Origin of the sequence: Anabaena catenula FACHB-362, from assembly GCF_014698735.1 — a bacterium.
Classification (GTDB): Bacteria; Cyanobacteriota; Cyanobacteriia; order Cyanobacteriales; family Nostocaceae; genus Anabaena; species Anabaena variabilis_A.
The window spans coordinates 90,231-109,946 of record NZ_JACJTQ010000004.1; the positions used below are offsets into that span (position 1 = coordinate 90,231).

The 19,716-nt window shown below is 36.9% G+C and carries 19 protein-coding genes and 1 riboswitch; of the genes, 10 read left to right on the forward strand and 9 right to left on the reverse strand.

The features are described from left to right. Positions 1-71 precede the first annotated feature (71 nt). Positions 72-1,883 (forward strand): pentapeptide repeat-containing protein, encoded by a 1,812-nt coding sequence (locus H6G68_RS04655; RefSeq protein ID WP_190905580.1) that lies wholly within the window; start codon positions 72-74, stop codon positions 1,881-1,883. Between the two features lie 108 nt (positions 1,884-1,991). Here H6G68_RS04655 and H6G68_RS04660 read toward each other — a convergent pair whose 3' ends face one another. The 8 genes from H6G68_RS04660 to H6G68_RS04695 form a co-directional block, all read right to left on the reverse strand. Beyond that, positions 1,992-2,897 (reverse strand): hypothetical protein, encoded by a 906-nt coding sequence (locus H6G68_RS04660; RefSeq protein ID WP_190905581.1) that lies wholly within the window; start codon positions 2,895-2,897, stop codon positions 1,992-1,994. Positions 2,898-2,916: 19 nt separating this feature from the next. Beyond that, the gene (locus H6G68_RS04665) at positions 2,917-3,096 is read right to left on the reverse strand and encodes a PCP reductase family protein (RefSeq protein ID WP_127053783.1); all 180 of its coding nucleotides are present in this window, start codon (positions 3,094-3,096) and stop codon (positions 2,917-2,919) included. 130 nt (positions 3,097-3,226) lie between these two features. Continuing rightward, positions 3,227-3,670, reverse strand: coding sequence for a hypothetical protein (locus H6G68_RS04670; RefSeq protein ID WP_199332497.1), 444 nt, complete (start codon positions 3,668-3,670; stop codon positions 3,227-3,229). A gap of 188 nt (positions 3,671-3,858) precedes the next feature. After that, the gene (gene thiC / locus H6G68_RS04675) at positions 3,859-5,232 is read right to left on the reverse strand and encodes a phosphomethylpyrimidine synthase (RefSeq protein ID WP_127053785.1); all 1,374 of its coding nucleotides are present in this window, start codon (positions 5,230-5,232) and stop codon (positions 3,859-3,861) included. An 8-nt stretch (positions 5,233-5,240) separates the two neighbouring features. Next, a riboswitch (TPP riboswitch) is annotated at positions 5,241-5,337 on the reverse strand. Positions 5,338-5,699: 362 nt separating this feature from the next. Continuing rightward, positions 5,700-6,137, reverse strand: a complete 438-nt coding sequence (locus tag H6G68_RS04680) for a DUF2726 domain-containing protein (protein WP_190905582.1) — start codon at positions 6,135-6,137, stop codon at positions 5,700-5,702. After that, positions 6,137-6,943 (reverse strand): hypothetical protein, encoded by an 807-nt coding sequence (locus H6G68_RS04685; RefSeq protein ID WP_190905583.1) that lies wholly within the window; start codon positions 6,941-6,943, stop codon positions 6,137-6,139. The genes H6G68_RS04680 and H6G68_RS04685 overlap by 1 nt, the downstream gene beginning before the upstream one ends. A 194-nt stretch (positions 6,944-7,137) precedes the next feature. Next, positions 7,138-7,905: a Uma2 family endonuclease gene (locus tag H6G68_RS04690; protein ID WP_190905675.1), complete on the reverse strand. Its 768-nt coding sequence runs from the start codon at positions 7,903-7,905 to the stop codon at positions 7,138-7,140. Positions 7,906-8,061: 156 nt separating this feature from the next. Beyond that, positions 8,062-9,699: an alpha/beta hydrolase gene (locus H6G68_RS04695; protein ID WP_190905584.1), complete on the reverse strand. Its 1,638-nt coding sequence runs from the start codon at positions 9,697-9,699 to the stop codon at positions 8,062-8,064. A 253-nt stretch (positions 9,700-9,952) separates the two neighbouring features. On the opposite strand from H6G68_RS04695, the gene H6G68_RS04700 reads away from it, so the two are divergent. The 3 genes from H6G68_RS04700 to H6G68_RS04710 all read left to right on the forward strand — a co-directional run bounded on the left by H6G68_RS04700 (position 9,953) and on the right by H6G68_RS04710 (position 14,090). Next, a complete protein-coding gene (locus H6G68_RS04700) occupies positions 9,953-10,558 on the forward strand; it encodes a pseudouridine synthase (RefSeq protein ID WP_190905585.1) in 606 nt (201 codons plus the stop codon). Between the two features lie 357 nt (positions 10,559-10,915). Continuing rightward, a complete protein-coding gene (locus tag H6G68_RS04705; protein ID WP_190905586.1) occupies positions 10,916-12,832 on the forward strand; it encodes a serine/threonine phosphatase in 1,917 nt (638 codons plus the stop codon). A 16-nt stretch (positions 12,833-12,848) separates the two neighbouring features. Continuing rightward, positions 12,849-14,090 carry a protein kinase domain-containing protein gene (locus H6G68_RS04710; protein ID WP_190905587.1) on the forward strand — a complete coding sequence of 414 codons (1,242 nt, stop codon included), beginning with the start codon at positions 12,849-12,851 and terminating at the stop codon, positions 14,088-14,090. 47 nt (positions 14,091-14,137) lie between these two features. Here H6G68_RS04710 and H6G68_RS04715 read toward each other — a convergent pair whose 3' ends face one another. Further along, positions 14,138-14,356, reverse strand: coding sequence for a DUF4327 family protein (locus H6G68_RS04715; protein ID WP_016949683.1), 219 nt, complete (start codon positions 14,354-14,356; stop codon positions 14,138-14,140). Positions 14,357-14,788: 432 nt separating this feature from the next. On the opposite strand from H6G68_RS04715, the gene H6G68_RS04720 reads away from it, so the two are divergent. The 6 genes from H6G68_RS04720 (at position 14,789) to H6G68_RS04745 (ending at position 19,680) form a co-directional block, all read left to right on the forward strand. After that, entirely contained in the window at positions 14,789-15,217 is a 429-nt protein-coding gene (locus H6G68_RS04720) for a tetratricopeptide repeat protein (RefSeq protein ID WP_190905588.1), read from the forward strand. A gap of 62 nt (positions 15,218-15,279) precedes the next feature. After that, positions 15,280-16,269 carry a UDP-N-acetylglucosamine 4,6-dehydratase (inverting) gene (gene pseB / locus H6G68_RS04725; protein ID WP_190905589.1) on the forward strand — a complete coding sequence of 330 codons (990 nt, stop codon included), beginning with the start codon at positions 15,280-15,282 and terminating at the stop codon, positions 16,267-16,269. Positions 16,270-16,336: 67 nt separating this feature from the next. Next, positions 16,337-17,146, forward strand: a complete 810-nt coding sequence (locus H6G68_RS04730) for a class I SAM-dependent methyltransferase (protein ID WP_190905590.1) — start codon at positions 16,337-16,339, stop codon at positions 17,144-17,146. Next, positions 17,143-18,309: a UDP-4-amino-4,6-dideoxy-N-acetyl-beta-L-altrosamine transaminase gene (gene pseC, locus H6G68_RS04735; protein ID WP_199332498.1), complete on the forward strand. Its 1,167-nt coding sequence runs from the start codon at positions 17,143-17,145 to the stop codon at positions 18,307-18,309. The genes H6G68_RS04730 and pseC overlap by 4 nt, the downstream gene beginning before the upstream one ends. Continuing rightward, positions 18,309-19,055: a cytidylyltransferase domain-containing protein gene (locus tag H6G68_RS04740; protein ID WP_190905591.1), complete on the forward strand. Its 747-nt coding sequence runs from the start codon at positions 18,309-18,311 to the stop codon at positions 19,053-19,055. The genes pseC and H6G68_RS04740 overlap by 1 nt, the downstream gene beginning before the upstream one ends. 10 nt (positions 19,056-19,065) lie before the next feature. Then, complete coding sequence (locus tag H6G68_RS04745) at positions 19,066-19,680, forward strand: pseudaminic acid biosynthesis-associated methylase (protein WP_190905592.1); 615 nt, start codon at positions 19,066-19,068, stop codon at positions 19,678-19,680. The last annotated feature ends 36 nt before the right edge of the window (positions 19,681-19,716 follow it).

Consider the following 19,716-nt stretch of genomic DNA (forward strand, 5'->3'; position numbering starts at 1 on the left):
TAACGTTGTAAATTTGTTAGAATATCAAGGTAATTGGAAACAAACTATACCGCATAAACGGATAAAATAGTATGGATGCTGCGGAACTTCTAGCACTTTATAAAGCAGGAGAAAGAGATTTTAACGGATTAACCTTGGAAAATCTCAATTTAATCAATTTTGATTTAAGTGGTATTAATTTAAGAGATGCTAACTTACGAAATGCTGATTTAAGTGGTACTGATTTAAGTGATGCTAATTTAAGTGGTGCTAACTTAAGTTGGATCAATTTAAGTGGTGCTGATTTAAGCGGTGCTAATCTAAGACGTACTAACTTAATGGACTCTGACTTAAGTGGTGCTGACTTAAGTGGTGCTGATTTCACTGATGCTGATTTAAAAAATGCTAATTTAAGCTATGCTTACCTAATTGGTGCTGATTTAAGAAATTCTGATTTAAATGATGCTTACTTAGGTGATACTGATTTAACTGATGCTGATTTAAGAAATGCTAATTTAAGTGGTGTTGATTTCACTGATGCTGATTTAAGTGGCACTGATTTAACTAATACTAACTTAAATTTTGTAAACTTAGATGTTGCGATAACTGATAGCGAGACAAAATTAGATTACAAGTGGCAAACTGTTTATAACAATTCTATTTTTGGTGAAATAGATTCAGCCTATAACCATGAAAATTTCAATGATGAAGATGATAATGACATAAAATTAATTATTGCTGGCATAGATTTAAAAGATAATAATATAAATTTAAGTGGTGTTAATCTAAGTAGTCATAACTTAAGTGGTACTGATTTAAGAAATGCCGACCTAAGAAACGCTGACTTAAGTGATGCTGACCTAAGTAATGCTGATTTAAGGGGTGCTGATTTAAGTGGTGCTAATTTGATTGGTATAGATTTAAGAAATGCTGATTTGAGTGATGCTAATTTAAGTAGTGCTAATTTAAATGGTGCTAATTTAGATTTAGCAATTTTAACTGGTACGCTAATTGATAACGAGACAAAATTAGATCATAAATGGTATCTAGTCTGGGAATTGATTAATAAAAAATCAAACCTTAGAGAAGAGAAATATGATCAACTTTCTTTATCTAAATTTAATTCATTTGATCATGATTATCGTTTATGTAGAGATTTAAGTAATTCTTGTCTGAAAAAATTAGACCTCACAGGGTTAAATTTAAGTTTTTCTATTTTATATGGTGCAGATTGTGAAAATACTAATTTTACAAATACCAACTTATATTGTGCTAATTTTCACAGTGCTGATTTAAGAGGAGCAGATTTTACTAATGCTGATTTACGATATGCAATTTTAATAGGTGCTAATTTAAGAGGAGCAGATTTTACTAATGCTGATTTACGATATATAAATTTACATGGAGTAGACTTAACCTATTCTAAAACAGAAGGAGCAAAATTTACAACATTTGATGATATATCATGTTCTTGGAATCAATTAAATGATAAAAAATTTGAAGAACTTTCCTATGATATTCTGATCAAACAACATAATTTAAAATTAACTGATATACATAAAATTGGTAACTCTCATTCTCGTGATGGTGGTAGAGATATTGTATTTTATAAAGGTGCAGATATTAATAAGAAATCTATTAAATGGATAGCTCAATGTAAATTTAAAAGTGATAAGCGATCTCTTGGAAGTTCACAAGTTCCAAATATTCGTGATATGTTAGATCAATATAATGCAAAAGGTTTTTGTATACTTACTAGTGGCATAATTGACGCTACATTACATGATAGACTGGATACTTTGAAGGAAGATAAAGGTTTTGAAGTAGAAAAATGGTCATATTTAGAAATAGAACGTTTCTTAGCAGAACATCCAGAAATTAAAGGAAGATATTTTAAAGATTAATTTGATAAAAATTATCCATAAAATTAGCCTACGCAGGTAGGCTTTGTCTGTATAGCCCCAGATTTCTAATCTGAGGACTATATACAAAAATAAATTAAACAATATATCCTAAACTTCCTCATTCCTCAATCTTTGCAACAACTCCTCACGGGATAAATTACCCAAAGAAAGAAGTAACTGAGTACGTTCAGAAATAGGAATATTAGCAATCTTTTCCACTAAACCAGATAACTCAGCATCTAAACTACCAAAACGCCCTTCCAGAAGAGAAGTTATCAACAAAATTTGTCCTTCTTCTTTTCCTTCTTGCTTCCACTCTTCCCGTTGTTGTAAATAAGCTGGTGATAAGTTCATAATTACTTCCTCTTCTTCCCTACTTAAATTATCTCTCAATTCTAAATTCTTGCGCCAGTCCGCTAAAATTTCTAACAAATTCTCTCGAAAAGGGTTATTTTCTGGTAATTCAGTTAACTCTTCTACGGCTCTTTTCTGTGTTCCTCCTTTCCCCAAAACTCTCAACCATAATGTGTCCTCATTTTCTGGTAATTGATGAATCACAACGATTGCTGTTTTCAGAATATTCGGCAGAAAATAAACACCTTGAACCCAATCTTCTGCAATTTCAACTGCACCTAAACCCGCAATCATCCGAGATGAAAAAGTTGGTGTTAAAATCCATAAAATCGGTAATTCTGATTCTGCAATATTTCTGTTTTCGCGTTTTGCTTTCCTGACTACATCGCCATGAACGGCATATAATTTGAGTAAACAACTGCGAAATTCGATTTCTGATGGTGGGTTGCGAAAAGGCTCAAATAAACATTGAGTTTTAGCCATCTTCCCTAATAAACCTAAAGGTAGATTTTCCTGATTTTGAGAAGAAAATGGTTCAAACCAAACATCTATTTCTTGAACTTCGCTTTTAACCTTTTCGCTTTTTTTAATAGTTCCTAGAGGTGTTAATAATTCCTCTAGATATTCTTTAGCGAATTGATCATGAGATTGTCGAGTCATTAAGATTTAGGCAGATATGTTAATTATAGTTTTTATTGAATAATTTTTTAGCCTGTTCATAAACTTCAAGAGTAATTAGAGATATACTATTCTCCTGAGCATAATTTTCAATCTTCTTACGGGCAAAAGGACGAATAAAAAAAGGGATTTCTTTTATTTTCTCTTCTGATTCAGCATTCCATTTAATTTGTTCACTCATAGATTTGTAGGGTTTAGTGTTGATATTAGAGATTGCGATTCATGCACAGTTAAACAATTAATATTGTTATATCTGAAAACTCTTTTTGAATAAAGTTTTCAAATTTCGCATCTTCTAAAAAGATAGTTATTTATTTAGACAAGCTTAAAGTACAAACCTGTTGTAACATTTTTTCACTGGCAACACTATCGACTTCAACTATAAAATATTGAGGCCAATAATCTGTAACAGAAGTATAGGTTTTCCATCTAGGATTAGCAGTTAATCTGCCATTATCACAAGATTTGGTGTATGCACTTCTTTTTTTATTTCCAATGCTGTAGTCAAATACAACAACTTTTACCTTTGGGTAATTATCTTTATTGCTATAGAATCCATCTTGATTATTGAGAGTATCATCAGCTAACATGATTTCAAATTTAACACTGCTTTCATTTAGTTTTAGTATCTCACCGCTATGAGTTTTACCAAAATCTAACCACTGTTCTTTGTTTGCTTGAGCAATGACAGGTGTTAAAAACATAGACAGAGAAGAAATTGTGATTGCTGTCGCATATTTAATGATTGATTTCATGATTCTATTCATCCAGATTTTTTGAGTGGAGTTATTCAATTTAAATAAATATACATCATTTACATATTTTTTGGCAAATTGGTCGTGATATTGAAGATTCATTTAAGCCAGAATATAATTTTTATATTTCAGTTTAGGTTTTAGATCCCCGACTTCTTGAATAAGTCGGAGATCTTGTTGTTTAATACTTAAACCTGCGCTACAGGTTCCTTCGCCAAAAACTTCTCCAACTCAGTCAACGCATCAGCATCAACCTTAGTCTGCATTGGACAGAACTTAGGACCACACATCGAACAAAACTCAGCGGTTTTATAGATATCTGCTGGTAAAGTTTCGTCGTGATATTCCTTCGCTCTTTCTGGGTCTAAAGACAACTCAAATTGACGATTCCAGTCGAAATTATATCGAGCTTTAGAAAGTTCATCATCTCTATCTCTAGCACCAGGGCGATGTCTAGCAATATCCGCCGCATGAGCCGCAATTTTATAAGCAATTAAGCCATTACGCACATCTTCAGCATTAGGTAAACCTAAATGTTCTTTAGGAGTCACATAACACAACATCGCTGTTCCATACCAACCCGCCATAGCTGCACCAATAGCTGAGGTAATATGGTCGTAACCAGGAGCAATATCTGTCACCAAAGGACCGAGAACATAGAAAGGTGCTTCCGAACACTCTTCCATTTGCTTGCGGACATTGAACTCAATTTGATCCATAGGAACGTGGCCGGGACCTTCCACCATCACCTGGACATCATGTTCCCAAGCCTTGCGGGTGAGATTTCCCAGGGTTTTCAGTTCCGCCAACTGGGCTTCATCGGACGCATCATGGGTACATCCTGGGCGCAGGGAGTCGCCTAAACTGAAGGAAACATCATATCTTTTAAAAATCTCAATGATGTCGTTGAAATGGGTATACAGGGGGTTTTGTTTGTGGTGATGCAACATCCACCGGGCTAAAATTCCGCCACCACGAGAAACAATACCTGTAATCCGGTTTCTGACTAAAGGTAAATGTTCAATCAAAATTCCCGCGTGGATGGTTTGATAGTCTACCCCTTGCTGGGCGTGTTTTTCGATGATGTGGAGAAAGTCGTCAGCGGTAAGATTTTCAATTGTGCCGTGAACGCTTTCTAAAGCTTGGTAAACTGGAACTGTGCCAATGGGAACAGGTGAAGCGTTGATAATTGCGGTGCGAATTTCATCTAAATTACCGCCACCTGTGGACAAGTCCATGACGGTATCAGCGCCGTATTTTACCGCTAAGTTGAGTTTATCAACTTCTTCTTGCAGGTTGGAAGAGTTGGGAGAAGCGCCGATATTGGCGTTAACTTTGCACTTAGAAGCAATACCAATCGCCATCGGTTCTAAGTTAGTGTGATTAATATTCGCAGGGATAATCATCCTTCCCCGTGCTACTTCGGCGCGGATAAGTTCAGCAGGGAGGTTTTCCCGCTTGGCTACGTATTGCATTTCTTCGGTGATCACACCCTGACGGGCGTAGTGCATTTGCGATACGTTAGCTTGTCCACGTCGCTTGGCTACCCATTCTGTACGCATTATGAAATTCCTCAAATATACAGCTTCCCTCCGCTGGTATTACCCAGACTCAGGTGTTAAGGGTTTGATCTCAGCTTGTTTTCCCAAGCACCCCTAGCATGGTGTAGATTGTAGCATTTTGATTGTGGTTGGCGGAGGGGCGTTATAAATTGTGAGGATATAGAGGTAATAATCTTCAAGCCAGGGAATAAATTCCCTGTCTAAAAGCTAAAGTCGGTTAAAACCGACTATTTGTGATCTATTTATTTTGGAAATAGAATAAATTTTGATTTTTAGTTAATCAGAGTGCGTTTTAACGTACTTTAGCTATTAGCCCGGAAATTGATTTCCGGGTGGGTGTGGAAGCTAATAGATAATCCATTTGTAGGTTAAGTTGATACCAATGAGCTTTTGATATACCCCTACGAAAATTTATATGTATTTAGATCTTTTTTCACGCAAAGTCGCAAATTAGCAAAATTAGTTGGTTAGCAATAGTTTCTAATTAAGGCTTTGGCATTTTCTCGGTTTTCGCCTGTGAATAAATTAAATATTACTTCTTCATTTTGTGAGTAAAGATGTAATAAGCCAAAGTCTTTAATTCGTGAATAAAGTAAGGGAACTCCTGCTAATTTTAGTAAATGTAATTTTTTATTATCACGCTCTCTTGCGTCATGAGAATCATGATATGTAGATTGAAATTCTACAACTAAACAAGGTTTATAGTCTTTGTTTGTGATGAGAGCGTCTACGCTGGAGCTAAAGAAGAAGTTTCTTAGTTCTATATCAAGACCTTTATCTAATTCGCAAAATGAGCATAAGCTTACCTGTGTATGAATTTTATAATTCTCATCTATGCAGGTTTGCAGAAACTCTAGCATTCTTTCTTCGTAAGGGTTAATGAGTCTTTTGGGTTTGATATACATTAGTTTTTCTCCATTAATATTTTTGCAAAGTGGGTAATAAATTCTTCTAATACTTCTTTTGAAGTTATACATACCTGCGACATATATGGAAAAAGGTTATCCTCATATAAAATTAAGTAACTATGGTAACTATTAATTTCTTCAGGAAGAAGTTTATCCTGTGGACACAAAGTTATGTAACTACTAATTTCTTCTAATTGTTCAAGTTCAAATCCTTCTGGTTTTATTGGTAAAGCTTCACCATAAATACTCTCTGTCCAAAGGAAATTAACATTAGGATTTAAACAAAAATTTCCTTTCACTTCACTATTTAAAATATTTGGATAATAATATTCCATTGCTTTTAAAAATATATCTTTTTTGTTAGGTAATATCCAAAACTTGCTTGAACGAATCGTTGTATGATAGTTATACATATCCTTACCGAATTCATCTCGAAGGGTGTCCATATCTTCAGTAAGATAAACAAGGTTCAAAATTTCCGACTTTAATACATCTTTAGGAATCGAAATACATAATCCTTCCTTCCTTTGTGCGAAAACCAATTGATAACGTTTAGCACCCTTACCAGGATTTTTCAGCCTATAACCTATATATTGAGATGTTCGCTTCTCCTCAAACTTTTCATAAAAACCCAGTTTAGTCAGTAAACTTATAGCTAAAGACAGCAAATCTTCCCCACCTTCAATTACTTGAATATTGGTTGAAACCAAACGAGGAACGCCGTTTTCAACCTCAAAGCGTTGGATGACATCGTATATAATTTTTGACATTGATTTTTTCCAAAAACCTTGGCTAAGGTTCATGGAAATATCTTAAACCCTATTTTCTAAAATTACAATAGTCTTGGCTAAGATTTTTGGATTTTATGGGAAAGGCTAATTTTCCCCATTTAGATAGACATTTCCGCTAAAAAATGTAGAGACGTTCCATGGAACGTCTCTACAAAAGTTATGGATGATATGCATATTTAATTTTTTAATTTTTGGAGATGTTTTAATCAAACCTCATCTGGGTTAACCCCCAACTCCCGCAACCGTTCTGCTAAACGTGCAGCTTTTTGCTGTTCCTGTTCTAACTGAGATGTTAATTTCTGCGTTTTCTCACCACTATGTAACAGTAAATTCCCTTGAATATCCCACCAACGTAACCAAGGCGCTTGCATATTATTATACTGTCCTTCCCAAATGCCTAACTCTACACCTAAAGGTAAAATAGGATAATGACCCCTTTCATTAGCTGGTAGTAGCTGATAATATCCATCAACCAGGTGATAAACTTCTATACTGGCTTTTTGTACCTCATAAATGCCATAAAACGGTACTCTTATTGCTTGTTCATATACCCAAAATTTACCAGTTATGGGTGTTTTATCTCTTTCTTCTGAACCATCACCAGAAACAAATTCTAAAACTATTAAAGGTGCTATGTATTCCTGCCACAATACATAAGAGTGGCGAAATTTACCGTTTAACATCGGTGGTACATTGGCTACATAAAACCAATCTGGTGCTTCTGCGCCTTTTTCTGGAGGGTCTGTTAAACGCCAGTAAATACCGCAATCTTGACCGATCGCATATTGTCCATCAGAATGTAGTTGTTGCAATACGCTGTTAATAGAGTCAGTCAGCAGAATACTCTGGGGATGTTCTTGAAAATTTTTGCCTCCGGCACGCTTCGCGAACACGAATGTTCCGTCCGACTCTGGTAACTCAGTGTGGTCGGGAAGATGAATAATGTTTAATTCAGCAGGTTTAGCAAGAGTCATAAAACTGGGGGTTTGGGTTAAAGACTCGGTTGCATCCATTCTAGTTGAATATTATGGTATTGCCTTGCGATCGCTTCGCTCGCCGCAGGCATCGCTCTTTTTAATTACGAATTACGTTCGCGTAGCGTTTCCGAAGGAAATATTACGAATTACGAATTATTTAAATGCTTCTTGCAGTTGCTCTAGCGTCAAAGATTTAACTAAACTCAATGGTAGAGGTTGCTGACTAATAGTATTAACGTAATCTGTACTCAAGTAAGGCAGGTAATTTGGCTGTTCAGCGACATAGGTTTGGAAGAAGGGAAGACTTAAAGCTTTGACGTAGCTACGTGCCAATGCGGGACTTGAACCAATTACCTCTGTAGGAACAGGCAAAACTGCATTCGGTGATTCTGCAATAGTAGAAAAGTGTGTACTATTATTGATAACGACTAAATACTTATTTGATGTTGTTAACCAAGTAAAAGGTATGATTTGTTCTGGTAAAGCCGGAGCAATGGTATCGGCATTGCCAGATAAAATCATCACGGGAATTTTAATTTGGCTGAGACTAGCTTTCCCCATAATACTGCTATTAACAGGATTAATTGCAATTACTGCTTTAACTCGTGAATCGAATAAATTATATTCTGTCTTGGGTAAATTTATAGCCAAGCATTGAAGTAAAAGCGAAACATTTAGTGTATTTTTTATATCTGGACAATCTTTTTTTAATTGCTCAAAGTTAATTTTTGCCCCTGCTAATGCTAAAGCTGTGTAGCCACCAAAGGATTGTCCTATAACTCCTATTTGTTGTAGATTTAAACGCCCTTTAAATTCAGGGTTATTTTCAGATAAACGAGTTAGTTCATCTAACAAATACTTCACATCTAATGGTCTATCAATCAACTCTCTGGGGCTAGTTATTGTCTGTGCTGTGCCTGACAATAGAGCTTGCAATTGTGCTGCATTACTACCAGGATGCTCTGGAACAGCAACTACAAAGCCTGATTGGGCTAGATGTTCCGCCAGGTAAGCAAAACTGCTTCTGTCAGAACCAAGTCCGTGGGAGATAACAATAATTGAACGCGGATTTGAGACTTTGGGTAGATAGATATCAGCGGGAAAAGTGCGGTTGCGAGATTGGTCATTAAGTATGATAGTTTGCTTTTGCCAAGTTAAGTTACCTGGTTTTTTTATATCTGCTAAAAGCCCAGAATTCAGATTAGATGTGGTTGATTTTAGTTGGGATTGTGCGTTGATAAGTGCTACTGCATTTTGGGTTTGATTGACTAAATTCTGTAATGTATCTGCAATTTGTAAACTCCGATCTAAATTAATTGAAATTGATCTTGTGGGGAATTTGCGTAATACATTCAAAAGCGTAAAATTATTTGGTTCTGCGGCTGCTAAAATGAGTGCTGCTCGAATTGCATAGAACCCTGATAAACGAGAGTCTGTTTGAATAATTTCTCCCAATTTTTCTAATAATCTCTCACCAATCGAGGTATAAAGAAATTGCGAAACGTTGACTATATTCAAGGGAATAGGAGTTACTAAAACTTTCCGCAGTTGAGTTAGTTGTTTTTTGTCTGCATACTGAGCATATACAGCTAAATCATCATCAATTTTTCCTGTTTCAGCATATTTTTCCAGTGAATTGATGGGTATAGATTCCTCTAAAATGCCGAAAGAAAGGGTTAATCGCTCTGCACCTAATACAGGATAAGCCGTTAGTGCAGGTAATAAACCTATACTAAAAACCCTGCAAGCTAATTTGATCCAAACAACCCGTTTAGTTATGAGATTATTCATTAAAGGCCACCTTATCTAAGCGGATACTGATGGAAGCTTACCTTTTGAAATCTTTCCCAAGCTGGTCTTAAATGATTTTGTGCAGTGTTATTAGCATCATACACTACAATCACATTCGTCAACTTTCTCCCCACAGGGACTAAAATTTGACTATTTGCGGGTAAAGCCCTCGATGCTCCCCCATCCAAATTCATCGCTTCCTAGCAGCCTATCGTCTTCATCCCAAAAAGAAATAATTCGTAATTGATAACCAATGACCAGTGACCATAAATATATTATTTTTCATAAACCCTATGGAGTTCTAAGTCAATTTACCCAGGAATCTCCTAAACACAGCACTCTGAAAGACTATATTCAGGTTCCTGATGTTTATCCGGTGGGGCGTTTGGACTGGGACAGTGAAGGTTTACTGTTGTTAACCAGTGATGGACTATTACAGCATCGCCTTTCTAACCCCCGGTTTGGTCATAAACGCACTTACTGGGTACAGGTAGAACATATTCCTGATGCAGAGGCTATAAATAAGTTATGCACAGGGGTAGAAATTCAAGATTATCGGACACGTCCTGCCGAAGTGAGGCTACTATTTGAAGAACCTACTGTTAGCGAACGCCACCCGCCGATTAGATTTAGAAAAAATATCCCCACAGCTTGGCTAGAAATGACTCTCACAGAAGGCAAAAACCGCCAGGTGCGGCGCATGACTGCGGCGGTAGGGTTTCCGACTTTACGATTAATCAGGGTCAGTATTGCTCACTTACAACTCAATGGTCTACAACTAGGTGAATGGCGCGAACTAACTCCTGCGGACATCAAAATCCTGAAAAAATCAGTGTCGGCGAAATACACCTTAAGTTAGCTGTCTGTTTGTATCATCTAACGTAAGATTCATTTAGCGCAGGAAGACGGAGTGGAGATGCTGATTTAAACAGGGCAAAAAGATTGATTGCTATTATTGTGGCTGCTAAAGTAAACCAGCCTAGCGGAACGAATTGTTTGTGTCGTAGTCTCAATACAGATAGTTCAGGGCTACTAAAAGCCTACACCTTAGCTTCTTGCTGTCAGTGTAGGTAGTTTACAATTATATCCTGCCACCAATATTCCCTGGTGAATCCACAATCTCTTATACATATACTGTAGTCAGGGTCAGCTAATTGTGGCACTTTGGATCTAGTGGCTAGAAGCACCTTAGAAGGAAAATCGAGGAACTTCCACTATGCTGATTTGCCCTCACTGTCAATTTGAAAACCCTAATGACAATAAATTTTGTCAAAACTGTGGTACTTCCCTAATTCACAAAGACTGCCCTCAATGCAGTACTCAAGTAGCTTTGAATACACAAAACTGTCCCAACTGCGGTGCAGAATGTGGCACAATTTGGTGGGCAATAATTACTCAGAAGATACCTGTTGCCATTTCAGAAGATGGGGTGAGTAATTCTTCGCTCTCAAAATTGGCGGTAGGCTCCTTTTTAGACCCACAGCAGCGTTATCAATTGTTGGAGCCGCTACCAGATTTTCAAGTAATGGCGACGAATGTGGAAGTCAAGGTCAGGGTTTTAGATTGCCGACCCTATCAAATATCACCTATTGGGGCTATGCTCGAACATGAACCAAAGGGGTTGATGATGTCATCTGTGGATGTAAATGGAATACCTAGTTTTGCTCAAGCTTATATTGCATTACAAAAGGATATTTCAGCAGGGATACCACTAATTCACGATGGGTGGGAGCAAGATAATATACAAGTGCTATTTCTTGAAGACCGTTCCCATTGGCAGCTTTTACTGGATTTGTGGCAAGATGACACAACTCATCCGTTACAAATATTACACTGGTGCTATGAGATGGTTCAACTTTGGGAGGTACTTGAACCAGTGGATTGTCGCCAAAGTTTGTTGGAGTTATCGAATTTGCGATTGGATGAAGACCAAAGATTGGGATTACAACGTTTGTATGTGGAAGAGTCTGCTGGTAATTTACCAAATACAGCACAGCCTGTAAATATCAAAGCCTTGGGACGGGTTTGGGAAACTTTATGTAGAAAATCCCAACGCACTCATATTGGCTCGGTTGTGCATATGTTGGAGGATTTAGAAGTCGGTAAGATTGAAACTTTGGCACAATTGCGATCGCGTTTGGAAGAGATAGCCACAGAACTAGAATCACCCCAAAACCCAGATTTTAGCAACCTAGAGGCACAATATACCCCTGCACCTACTATGTTCCCAGATGATGATCATGATGCTGATGCAGAGGAAATCAATGATAGAAATGAAGATGCACCGACAATCCTACTGTCAATGCAGTTAAAAAGTGTAGAAGATACAGGACGCACTGATGTAGGTCGTCAACGTAATCATAACGAAGACTACTTTGGCATTCAAAGCAACTTGCAAAAGGTGGAATTACCCAGAAGTCGCACTTTGCAAGCACGAGGTTTATATATTCTCTGTGATGGAATGGGGGGACACGCTGGAGGAGAAGTAGCCAGTGAGTTAGCAGTGAAGACTGTGCAACAATACTTTCAAGAAAACTGGGTTTCTCCGGAATTACCAACGGTAGAAACTATCCGCCAAGCCGTTTATTTAGCTAATCAGAAGATTTACGATCTTAATCAACAAGATTCTCGTTCTGGTGTTGGGCGCATGGGTACTACCCTGGTAATGTTGTTAATGCAGAACACTAGGGCAGTCGTCGCTCATGTGGGAGATAGTCGTCTCTATCGTCTGACTCGCAAGGGAGGATTAGTACAAGTCACGGTAGATCACGAAGTTGGTCAAAGGGAAATTAGCAAAGGTGTAGAACCCAGCATAGCTTATGCCCGTCCAGATGCCTACCAACTCACTCAAGCCTTGGGACCACGGGACGAAAATTTGCTCCATCCTGATGTGGAGTTTTTTGAGATCCATGAAGATACTCTCCTACTGTTAGCTTCGGACGGTCTATCGGATAATGATTTACTAGAGAGCAACTACCAAACTCATTTAGAACCGCTGCTTAGTTCGGGCGTTAACCTAGAACTGGGTCTGAGCGACTTAATTGATTTGGCAAACGAATACAATGGCCATGACAACATTACGGCTATACTTATTCGGGTAAAAGTTTGTCCCAATCAGCAAAGTTTTCAATAGACCGGGGAGTGTCAATGTGGTTACTCTAACCCTGTTAGACAGGCAACAAAAAACGCCGCTTCAGCAGTGGTGCTTTGAGAATTCCACCGTGATTCGCATTGGTCGGGCGGTGGATAATCACGTTGTTTTAAATGATAGTCTAGTTTCTCGATATCATCTGGAACTGAAGCAAATCAGTGCTGGGAAGAAGGGTGATGCTTGGCAGGTAATTAGTCAAGGGACAAATGGGACTTTCCTCAATGGTACTCTTGTCAACAAATGTACACTGCCCAATAATTCCCTGTTGCAATTGGCGCAGGGGGGACCTATCCTCAAATTCCAACTTCAGGAAATTCCCGAACCGGATGCTTTACCTGGGTATCAAAATCAGAATGTCACCGCTGCTTTCAATAGTTCTAGATGCACCCACGAAGGGAATTCCCCAAATAATCTGTTTTGCGTTCACTGCGGTGAACCTCTTTCTGTACAACAGATCATTCGTCACTATCAGGTGTTACGAACTCTAGGACAAGGAGGTATGGGTACTACTTATCTAGCTTGGGATGCTATTGGTTTGACTACGGGTGTACCGCAATTGTTAGTTTTAAAGCAGATGAATGCTGATATGGCTAAAATTGCTAAAGCCCAAGAGTTATTTACACGGGAAGCCAACACTCTTAAACATCTTAACTATCCGGGAATTCCTAAGTATTACGACTTCTTTGTGGAAGGTGGCAAAAAATACTTGGCGATGGAATTAATTCATGGACAAGATTTAGAAAAACGTATATATACTAATGGTCCGGTGACACCCAATCAAGCGATCGCTTGGATGATTCAAACCTGTGAGATCTTAGAATATCTTCATAACCAAGAGCAACCACTTATTCATCGTGATATTAAACCCGCAAATTTAATGGTGCGAAGTTCTAACAATCGCGTCGTGGTGTTGGATTTTGGAGCAGTAAAAGAAACTGGAACCGCACCAGGAACAAGGATTGGTGCAGAAGGTTACTGCGCTCCTGAGCAGGAACGCGGACAACCTTTGACGCAATCAGATTTGTATGCCATCGGACCAACTCTGATTTTTTTGCTCACTGGCGAAAATCCTTTGAAGTTTTTCCGTCAAAAGGGACGAGCTTTTGGCTTTGATGTTAAAACCGTGCCTACCATTACTCCTCAACTCCGAGAAGTTATTGAGCGCGTTACGGAACCTTTGCCACGCGATCGCTACCAAACTGCTAAGGAACTGGCTCAGGCATTGCTTATTTGTCAGTGATGGGCTGGGGGGCAGTTATCAGTTTCACTGTCCCCCTTACCCCATACCTATTCTTCATCCCAAGTTTCTACCGCCAGTAGGTCACCAATTGGATCTTGCATACTAAAGCCGAAGTCTTGCAGTTCCTGTTTCCAGTGCTGCCAGTCATTGCCGTATAGTAAAGCAATTTTCCAAATGCTATCGGTGGGCTTGATGATATTGGATTCTACGAGTGATTGCACGTTACGCTGCAATTTCACCATAGGGTGAATTACTTGCTGAGTCATAACCTCGATGTAGTTCAGATTTTATTTGGGTAAATGCTTAATCAAAACTGCTTTCCGTTTTGCCATTGTTACTTGTGCGTAGAGCGCTATATTTTGGCAAAGCTAGTCTCAACTTCTTGAGTATATCACAACTCACGCTAGTAAATTGCTAGAAAATGATGTTTTGTACGGTAATCACCACCACGAACTGTTAATTATGCCTAGGAGTCATTGCCAAAGCTGAGTCTAGAAGTTGACGAGCATCCCAGATGTGTAAATTCATTCGATCAAACACCAGAGTTAACCAACTATTTAGGAAATTTTTAGCTTGGTGCAGAGAATTAACTCAACTCTGGGCATTTGGTGATAGTTTCTGTGAGGTTGTGGGTAATCTCATAAATAGAAGAGGAGGATTGCTGTTATTTAAGTATTTACCGCAGCAATTTTTGAAACATGGCAATTTCTGGAGATGATTACTTAGTTAAGCGTCGTAAGCAGATTGAGCGAAAGCAAAGAATCGTAACATATATTTCTATCTTGTCTTTTGGTGGTTCAATCTTATTTGGAGCAGTTAATACTCTAAAAGAATCTTGGGAGAAGCCTCAGCAACCTCAGCAACCAGTTATCAAGTCTGTTGACACTGAATTGCAACAACAGGTCAAGGGATATGAGTTGGTTTTGCAGCGAGAACCAAATAACCAATTGGCGCTGGAGAAACTCTCTCTATTGCGGCTTGAAATGAAAGATACCAAAGGTGCGATCACTCTCATGGGGAAGTTGGTACAGCAACATCCTGATAGGCAGGATTATAAGGTTGTTTTGGGGAATATGAAGAAGCAGCAGGAAGAAGAAATGTCCAATAGTCAGAAATCGGCTAATTAGTATTTCTTAGTCAGAAGAATAGAGAAAAATTTCTCTAAGCAGTTTTTGGCACAGGAAAATAAATGTTTAATGATAAATCTATTTTGATCACCGGTGGTACAGGCTCATTTGGCAAGCAATTTGTCAAAACTATTTTGAGCTTATATCAGCCTCGGAAAGTGATAGTTTATTCTCGTGACGAGCTAAAGCAATATGAAATGGCACAGGAGTTTAACTCTCCAGTCATGCGCTATTTTATCGGAGATGTCCGTGATAGCGATCGCTTACGTTTAGCTCTGCGGGGTGTAGATTATGTAGTTCATGCTGCTGCTCTCAAACAAATTCCTGCGGCTGAATACAACCCCATGGAATGCATTAAAACTAATATCAATGGAGCAAATAATGTTATTGATGTTGCCCTTGAGCAAAAAGTAGAAAAAGTAATTGCTCTTTCTACAGATAAAGCTGTTAATCCCATCAACCTCTATGGAGCAACAAAGTTAGCTGCTGATAAGCTTTTTGTAGCTGCTAATAATATTGCTGGGGACATGAAAACTAGATTTTCCGTAGTTCGTTATGGAAATGTGGTTGGTTCTAGAGGTTCAGTTGTACCATTCTTCCAAAAACTCATTCAAGAAAAAGCCACAGAAATTCCGATTACAGATCCACGAATGACGCGCTTTTGGATTACTCTGCAACAAGCTGTAGATTTAGTATTAAATAGCTTTGAAAGAATGCACGGAGGAGAAATATTTATACCTAAAATTCCTTCGATGAAAATTAGTGATTTAGCAGAGGCTTTAGCACCGGGAATACCAACTAAAATTATTGGTATTAGACCAGGGGAAAAACTTCATGAAGCGATGTTTTCTAAGGAATCTTCCCATTTAGCCTTAGAATTTGGTGATCATTATGTGATTAAACCCACTATTGAATATAGTCATAGTGTTGATTATACTTGTAATGCGTTAGGTGAAAAAAGCATCACAGTTCCTGAAGGTTTTGAGTATAGTTCCGAGACAAATACAGAATGGCTAACAGCTTTTCAACTGCTAGATATTCTTAAATTATGAGTAAATATATTTATTATGTAGGTGGCTAATTATCAATAAATAATTTCATTTTTATGAAGGTAAACAAATGAAACTATCAAATTTAAATGAATATTTGTCATCAAATAACCCTTGGGCAAATAGGTTAATTGGAATAGAGACATTCTCAAGAAAGCGCGATTTAGAACAAGTTGAACAGGAATATAATCAGGATAAATATGGGAAACTTTTAAATTTTGATTTTGCAGATATTCAGCTTTACAAAAATAAAGAGCTTGAATTAGCTGGTCTAATTGAAAAAAACGATATTTTTATTTCAATGGGTGAAGAAATAGTCAAAATTAATTTTAGTCTAGCCTGTTCTATTTTTTATTCTCTAATCTCTACTACTCTCAAAAGATATGCTCCAAAACGTATATGTGAGCTAGGTTGTGGATACGGTTATAATCTCTCATATCTAAAAAATATCTGTCCAGAGGTATATGGCGGTGAATATTCAGAAAATGCTGTTAAAATAGCTAGTTTTCTGAAATTTGATATTAAAAAATTCAATTATTATAATTTAGAAGAATATAGCTGCTTAATTAGACATGGTAGTGCAATTTTAACGGTTCACAGTGTGGAACAGCTTCCTAATGCTGAATGTTTCATTAATGGCTTACATCGCAATCGCCAAAATATTGATGTGATTGTTAATTTTGAACCATCTTTTTTGAAAACCAGAAAATCTTTAATTGGTACACTCAGGAATCGCTATATTGAAATAAACGACTATAACAGGGACTTAATTACCTTATTAATGGATAGAAATGATGTTGAAATTCTTGAATATTATCCAGATTATATAGGAATTAATCCACTAAATTCCACAAATATAGTAATTTGGAGATTTAAATGATAAATAATTATATTCCCTATGGTAGACAGGATATAAATCAAGCAGATATTGATGCTGTGGTAGAAGTTTTGCGCTCAGATTGCATAACTCAAGGTTCAGCTATAGAGAGGTTTGAGCAAGCAGTTGCAGAGTATTGTGGAACAAAATATGCTGTAGCAGTTTCTAGTGCGACAGCAGCATTACACATTGCTTGTTTAGCCGCAGAGTTGGGTGCAGAAGATATACTTTGGACTTCACCAAATACCTTTGTTGCTTCAGCTAATTGTGGGCTATATTGTGGAGCGAAAGTTGATTTTGTTGATATTGATTCAAATACATATAATTTGAGTATAAACGAATTAGAGAATAAATTATCTTGGGCAGAAAAACAAGGGTGTTTACCTAAAGTAGTCATACCTGTACATTTTGCCGGACAATGTTGTGAAATGGATAAAATTGCGGTTTTATCACAGCAATATAATTTCAAAATTATTGAAGATGCTTCTCATGCTATTGGGGCAAAATATCAGGGAAAACCTGTTGGGTGCTGTGAATTTTCTGATATGACAGTTTTTAGCTTTCATCCAGTCAAGATTATTACAACTGGTGAAGGTGGAATGGTGTTAACAAATCAAAAAAATATATATCAAAAACTAATTAGATTGCGAAGTCATGGTATTACTAGAAATCCAGATTTGATACAAGGTAAATCTCATGGTGCTTGGTATTATCAACAACTGGAATTAGGTTTTAACTACCGAATGACTGACATTCAAGCTGCATTAGGTGCTAGTCAAATAAATCGTTTAGATGAGTTTGTAGAACGTCGTCAGTTTTTAGCAAATAGGTACAATGAGTTATTGCAAGATTTACCGCTAACATTACCTTGGCAACATCCAGATACTGAGTCTAGTTGGCATCTTTATGTAATTCGGTTAAAGCTGGAGAAAATTAATAAAAGTCATAGACAAATTTTTGAGGCATTACGTCAGGCTGGGATTGGGGTAAATTTACATTATATTCCTGTACATACTCAACCTTATTATCAACACTTAGGATTTAAAGAAGGAGATTTTCTCAATTCTGAAAAATATTATCAACAGGCTATTAGCATTCCTTTGTATTACGGTTTAAGTCTGAAAGAACAAGATAAAGTAGTAACCGAATTACAAGGAATTTTGTGATGAAAACAGTGGCAATTATTCAAGCAAGAATGGGTTCTACTCGCTTACCAGGAAAAGTAATGAAACAACTTTGTGGTAAAACCGTGTTGTCTCATGTAATTTCTAGGGTTCAAGCTTGTTCTTTACTAGATAAACTTGTGGTTGCTACGACTACATCTTTGGCAGATGATGTAATTATTGAGGAAGCAGAAAAATGTAATGTCAAGTGGTTTAGAGGGAGTGAAGAAGATGTTTTAGAACGTTATTATCTAGCAGCTAAAGAATATCAAGCAGAGTTAATTGTGAGAGTGACTTCTGATTGTCCTTTATTTGATCCAGAAGTTTTAACTGGAATGTTGGAATACTTTCAAACTGCAACAAGTGATGGTTTAGAAATAGATTATCTTAGTAACTGTTTACGTCGCAGTTATCCTCGTGGTTTAGATGCGGAAGTTTTTACATTTAATGGTTTAGAAAAAGCTTTTCAAGAATCATATCAACCTTATGAAAGAGAACACGTTACACCTTATATTTATGAACATCCAGGAATCTTTAATTTACATAATCAAACCTACGATGATGATTTATCTGATTATCGTTGGACTTTAGATACTGAAGATGATTGGAGATTGATAGAGGAAATATATAAAAATCTGTATCGTGAAGGAGAAATTTTTACAACTGATCAGATAGTAGATTTTTTAGAAGAGAATCCAGATTTATTCATGCTGAATACTCATGTTGAACAAAAAAATCCCAAGGATTAAGGATAAAAATATGAGAATGAAAACAGAACAAGAAGTATTTTGGGAAGGAGATTTTGGTACAGACTATACAGAGAGAAATATAATTTCTTTGGAACAACGTCAACCTTTTTTTGCTAAAGTCTTACAAAAGACTTATGGCGTGAAAACTATTTGTGAGTTAGGAGCTAATCGAGGCCATAATTTACAAGCAATAGCAAGTTTGAGTCCAAACTTTGAGTTAACGGGAGTTGAATTAAATCACTCGGCTTTGATAGAATTAGAGAAAATTGCAGATATCAAATCTATACAATCATCAATTCAAGAATTTAGTGTTAATATAAAGTTTGATTTAGTATTTACTTGTGGTGTTTTAATTCATATTAATCCTGATGAATTACGGCTTGTTTATCAAAAAATGTATGAATCATCATCTAGATATATTTTAATCAACGAATATTATAATCCCGTACCAGTAGAAATTAATTATCGAGGACATCAAGGTAAATTATTCAAGCGTGATTTTGCTGGAGAATTACTTGAACAGTACAGTAATTGTATTAAAGTAATTGACTATGGTTTCCTCTGGAATAAATTAGACCCTGCATGGGACAACACCACTTGGGTGTTAATGGAGAAAATTGTTTAACTATTTATTCAAGTTAAAAAGACTTAAGGAGTTTTT